The following is a 4,020-nucleotide window of genomic DNA, read 5'->3' as shown; positions in this document are numbered from 1 at the left end:
AAGCGTGGCCATAGACGAAGCCGGGCTCGAAGCCGTGGACCCGGCCCAGCATGGCCGCCGCCGCGGCCGGTTCGCCCGCTTCGGTCTTGAGCACCACGATATAGTGGCCCTCGATGATGCCGCGGGGGTGCAGGATGGTCGGGCCGGCGGCCAGGGCCGTGGCCGCCCAGCCGGCCAGGATCAGGATGATGAGGAGCAGTCTAACCGGGAGTTGGGTGCGGGGCCGCCGAGTCATAATGATACCTCCACCAATTGCTTGGGGTTGTGGGGTAAAAAACGCCATTGCGCCATCCCGGCCGGGGCCGCCGGGGAGGCAGGCCTCCCGGCTATCGACTTTTTAGATCCTGGCTGGATAATCAATTATCCTGTTTGGTTTCGGGACTTGTCAAGGTAAAGTTAGGCGGCAAGAAAAACCTTTTTTCAGGGTCTTGGCGCAAATGCGAACAGGTTGTGACGTGCGGATTAAGTTAAGCGGCCGGCCCGGTCCCGCTCCAACCTGATATGCCGGCCGGCTTTCTTTTTCAGGCCGTCCCCTAAAGCGGTTGACGGTCCAGCCATTAATTTATATAAAGCTAAGAACGAAAATCTATATCGTTACGGATCATTGACGCCCAAAATTGGGCATAATCAGGGGTGATACGGCGGGGTATGGTGCCGGTTTCCCCTGCGCCCGAGGGGCCCGGAGGCTTCGAACCCTGGAGTCCGGGACCCGTGATGGACCGCCGGGGCCGGCCGACCCCGGCCTCTCGCCCCGGCCGGAGCGTGTTGATGGATAAGCTGCTGGAAATCATCCGGAGTCGTCAGGCTCCCGGCATCATGGTCTTTGACCAGAGCCACCGGCTGCTCTATTCGAACCGGGAAATTCTCGGCCTGATCCCCGAGATCCTGACCGACGAGCCCAACGGCGAGCGCCGCATCTCCGTCCCCGCCGAAGTTGTCGCCCTTTGTGAGCAGTTGCGCCGGGCCCCGGCGGCCGCCGTCGGCCAGGACTATAAACTGGAAACCACCTGCGCCCTCAAGGTGGACGGCCGCCAGCAGGTGGTTTCGCTGCGGGCCTTCTTGATCAACGGCCATGGCGGCGGCCATACCCCGGATTACGTCATGGTTCTGGTGGAAAAAGTGGTGGCCAATCATGAGCCCGATTTCGCCAGGGTCCAGCAGGACTTCAACCTGTCCCGGCGGGAACTTGAGGTGCTGCGTAAAATCTGCGCCGGATCGGGCAACCGGGCCATTGCCGATGAGCTCTTTATTTCCGAGCATACGGTCAAGGACCACATCAAAAACATCATGCGAAAAATGCAGGTCTCTTCCCGCAACGGGATTATCGCCGCCCTGCAGAATTGAGGCGGCAGCACCGGTTTTGCCCCCGCTTGTTACCCGGCCCGGACCATTCCTTGACCATCTCCGCAAAGCCCTTTATGCTGAAGACAGGAAGTGCCGGCGGACCGGAGACATCCCCGGTCCCCGGCCGCTTTCCCATTTTCGGTTGCGCCCGGAGAACGGAGAAGGTATTTTGGCCGTTTTTCGCTAGACCAACCATTCTTTAATATATCAGCCCTGGAGGAAACGTATGGAACTACAGGTGGACGGCCGCAACTTGGATATCCGCAAGGCCTGGCAGGAAAAGATCGATACCGAAAAGGCCCGGCTGCTGCGCCATCATGCCGGCCTGGTGCATCACCTGCGGGTGAGCATCGAGGAGACCTCCAGCCACAAGAGCGGTGGCTATGAAGTGCGCCTGGTGGCCGGGGTGCCCAACGATACCGTGGTGGTATCCCGCAAGGGCGAGTCGGTGCGGACCATCCTGGGCGAGGCTTTCGATACCCTGGGCCTGCAGTTGAAGGAGCTGCAGCGCAAGCGGCGCCAGTCCCATGCCAAGGCCCCGACGGCCGAAGAAACCGATCTGGTCTGATCGCGCCGGTGATGGAACCTCTCGAGCAGGTCGATATCGGCCCCGAATATCTCGGCCAGGATCCGGAAATTCTGCACCGGCGCATCCTGGCCCGCAAAGCGGAACTGGCTGACCGCCTCCTGATCCTCTGCCACCACTACCAGCAGGAGGCGGTCTTCCGCCACGCCGACGCCAGCGGTGATTCCCTCAAGCTGGCCCGCATCGCCGCCGAAAGCCATGACGCCGAGTTCATCGTCTTCTGCGGCGTTCATTTCATGGCCGAATCGGCCGATATCCTGACCTCGGAGCGCCAGCAGGTACTGCTGCCCGATCTCCGGGCCGGCTGCACCATGGCCGACATGGTCACCCGGCCCCAGGTGGAATGGGCCTGGCAGGAGCTGGCCGGCCAGATCGACGCGGAACGGGTGGTGCCGGTGACCTACGTCAACTCCTCGGCCGCCATCAAGGCCCTGGTGGGGGAGAAGGGCGGCTCGGTCTGCACCTCCTCCAACGCCGAAAAGGTGCTCCAGTGGGCCCTGGCCCGGGGCGAACGAGCCTTTTTCTTCCCCGACGAACACCTGGGCCGCAACTCCGCCGCCGCCATCGGCCTCCCCGCCGACCAGGTCCTGGTCTGGCGCCGGGACCAGCCCCTGGGGGGCAACACCCCCGAGCAGATCCGCCGGGCCAAGGTGCTGCTCTGGGACGGCTATTGTTCGGTGCATATGATGTTCCAGGCCGAACACGTCGAGGCCTGGCGGCGCCGCGACCCCGCCGTGCGGATCATCGTCCACCCGGAATGCCGCTACGAGGTGGTGAGCCGGGCCGACCAGTACGGCTCCACCGAGGCGATCATCAAGGCGGTCAGCGAGTCGCCGCCGGGCTCCAAGTGGGCGGTGGGCACCGAAATCAACCTGGTGCGCCGCCTCCAGGACCGGCATCCCGACAAGGAAATCCATTCCCTTTCCCCCTTCCAGTGTCTCTGCGCGACCATGTATCGGATCAAGCCCGCCTATCTCCTCTGGGTGCTGGACAACCTGGCGGCCGGCCGGGTGGTCAACCGGATCACCGTGCCCGCCGACATCGCGGCGGCGGCCCGGCTGGCGCTGGATCGCATGCTCACCATCAAATGATTGCATGTTTGCCCCAAAACCGGATCTTGCGGCGATCAGGCCGGCTGGCGTACTGAAATACGCGGCGCCCGCCTGTTGGCCGCAACCCCCGGCACTGGAGCAAGTTTGCGGGCTTAGGCCCGGCTGATTGCTGATTTATTGAGCTTCGATCCGTTCAAACCTTGTACCTGATCGACCACGGCAAGTTTATGGCTTGGGTTTGGGCAGTTATAATGGCGGCCGAGCTGAAAGGAGGGGGGTCTTTGCTTGCCGGGGCGCCTGGTAAACCCGTAGGCCGTTTCCGCCTTGTTTTCCCTTTTGCAGGAGGGCCTTAGTCATGCAGCGCATTTATTTCGACAATAACGCCACCACTCCCCTCGATCCGGAAGTGGTCAAGGTAATGCGGCTTTGCCTGGAGGAGGACTTCGGCAACCCCTCCAGCGCCCATTACTTCGGCGAAAAGGCCCGCCGTCGGGTCGAAGCGGGCCGGCGCCAGGTGGCTGAGTTGCTCCACTGCGACCCGGACCGGGTGGTCTTCACCAGCGGCGGCAGCGAGGCCAACTGCCAGGCGATTCTCAGCGCGGTGCTGGCCCAACCCGACTGCCGCCATCTTATTTCCTCCCGGGTCGAACACCCCTCGGTCAGCCAACCGCTCGATTTTCTCCGCCAACGGGGTTACGAGGTGGAATTGCTGCCGGTGGACGGGGAGGGGCGGCTCGATGCCGCCGCCCTGGCCGCCGCCATCCGCCCCGATACCGCCCTGGTTTCGCTGTTGATCGCCAACAATGAAACCGGAGTACTCTGGGACGTGGCCGAGCTGGGGGCGATCTGCCGGGAGCGCGGCGTGCTTTTGCATGGCGATGCCGTCCAACTGGCGGGCAAGGAAGAGATCCGAGTCGAGGAATGGCCGGTGGATTATCTTTCCCTGGGGGCCCACAAACTGCACGGGCCCAAGGGCTGCGGGGCCCTTTACCTGCGGCGCCAGGCCCCGGTGACCCCCCTGGTGATGGGGGCCGGCCA

Annotated in this window: 5 protein-coding genes; 4 read left to right on the top strand and 1 reads right to left on the bottom strand. The window is 63.4% G+C overall.

Annotation, left to right across the window (positions count from 1 at the left end):
• A partial coding sequence (locus tag ACHHTY_RS11845) for a hypothetical protein (protein WP_395494372.1) occupies positions 1-235 on the bottom strand: 235 nt, incomplete at its 3' end.
• 533 nt (positions 236-768) lie between these two features.
• Between ACHHTY_RS11845 and ACHHTY_RS11840 the strand changes: the two genes are divergently transcribed.
• The 4 genes from ACHHTY_RS11840 to ACHHTY_RS11825 form a co-directional block, all read left to right on the top strand.
• Positions 769-1,344, top strand: a complete 576-nt coding sequence (locus tag ACHHTY_RS11840) for a helix-turn-helix transcriptional regulator (protein WP_395494371.1) — start codon at positions 769-771, stop codon at positions 1,342-1,344.
• 226 nt (positions 1,345-1,570) lie between these two features.
• On the top strand, positions 1,571-1,912 hold the full coding sequence (locus ACHHTY_RS11835) for an HPF/RaiA family ribosome-associated protein (protein ID WP_395494370.1): 342 nt from the start codon (positions 1,571-1,573) through the stop codon (positions 1,910-1,912).
• 11 nt (positions 1,913-1,923) lie between these two features.
• A complete protein-coding gene (nadA, locus tag ACHHTY_RS11830; RefSeq protein WP_395494373.1) occupies positions 1,924-3,021 on the top strand; it encodes a quinolinate synthase NadA in 1,098 nt (365 codons plus the stop codon).
• Between the two features lie 316 nt (positions 3,022-3,337).
• The coding region (locus ACHHTY_RS11825) for a cysteine desulfurase family protein (RefSeq protein WP_395494368.1) at positions 3,338-4,020 on the top strand (683 nt) is incomplete at its 3' end.

Origin of the sequence: Desulfurivibrio nitratireducens (assembly GCF_044068515.1) — a bacterium.
Classification (GTDB): domain Bacteria; phylum Desulfobacterota; class Desulfobulbia; order Desulfobulbales; family Desulfurivibrionaceae; genus Desulfurivibrio.
This window is presented reverse-complemented; position numbering and strand designations above follow the sequence as displayed.

Coding starts and splice junctions, on each gene's coding strand:
- ACHHTY_RS11840 (WP_395494371.1), top strand. CDS start 769: ATGGATAAGCTGCTGGAAATCATCCGGAGTCGTCAGGCTCCCGGCATC.
- ACHHTY_RS11835 (WP_395494370.1), top strand. CDS start 1,571: ATGGAACTACAGGTGGACGGCCGCAACTTGGATATCCGCAAGGCCTGG.
- nadA (WP_395494373.1), top strand. CDS start 1,924: ATGGAACCTCTCGAGCAGGTCGATATCGGCCCCGAATATCTCGGCCAG.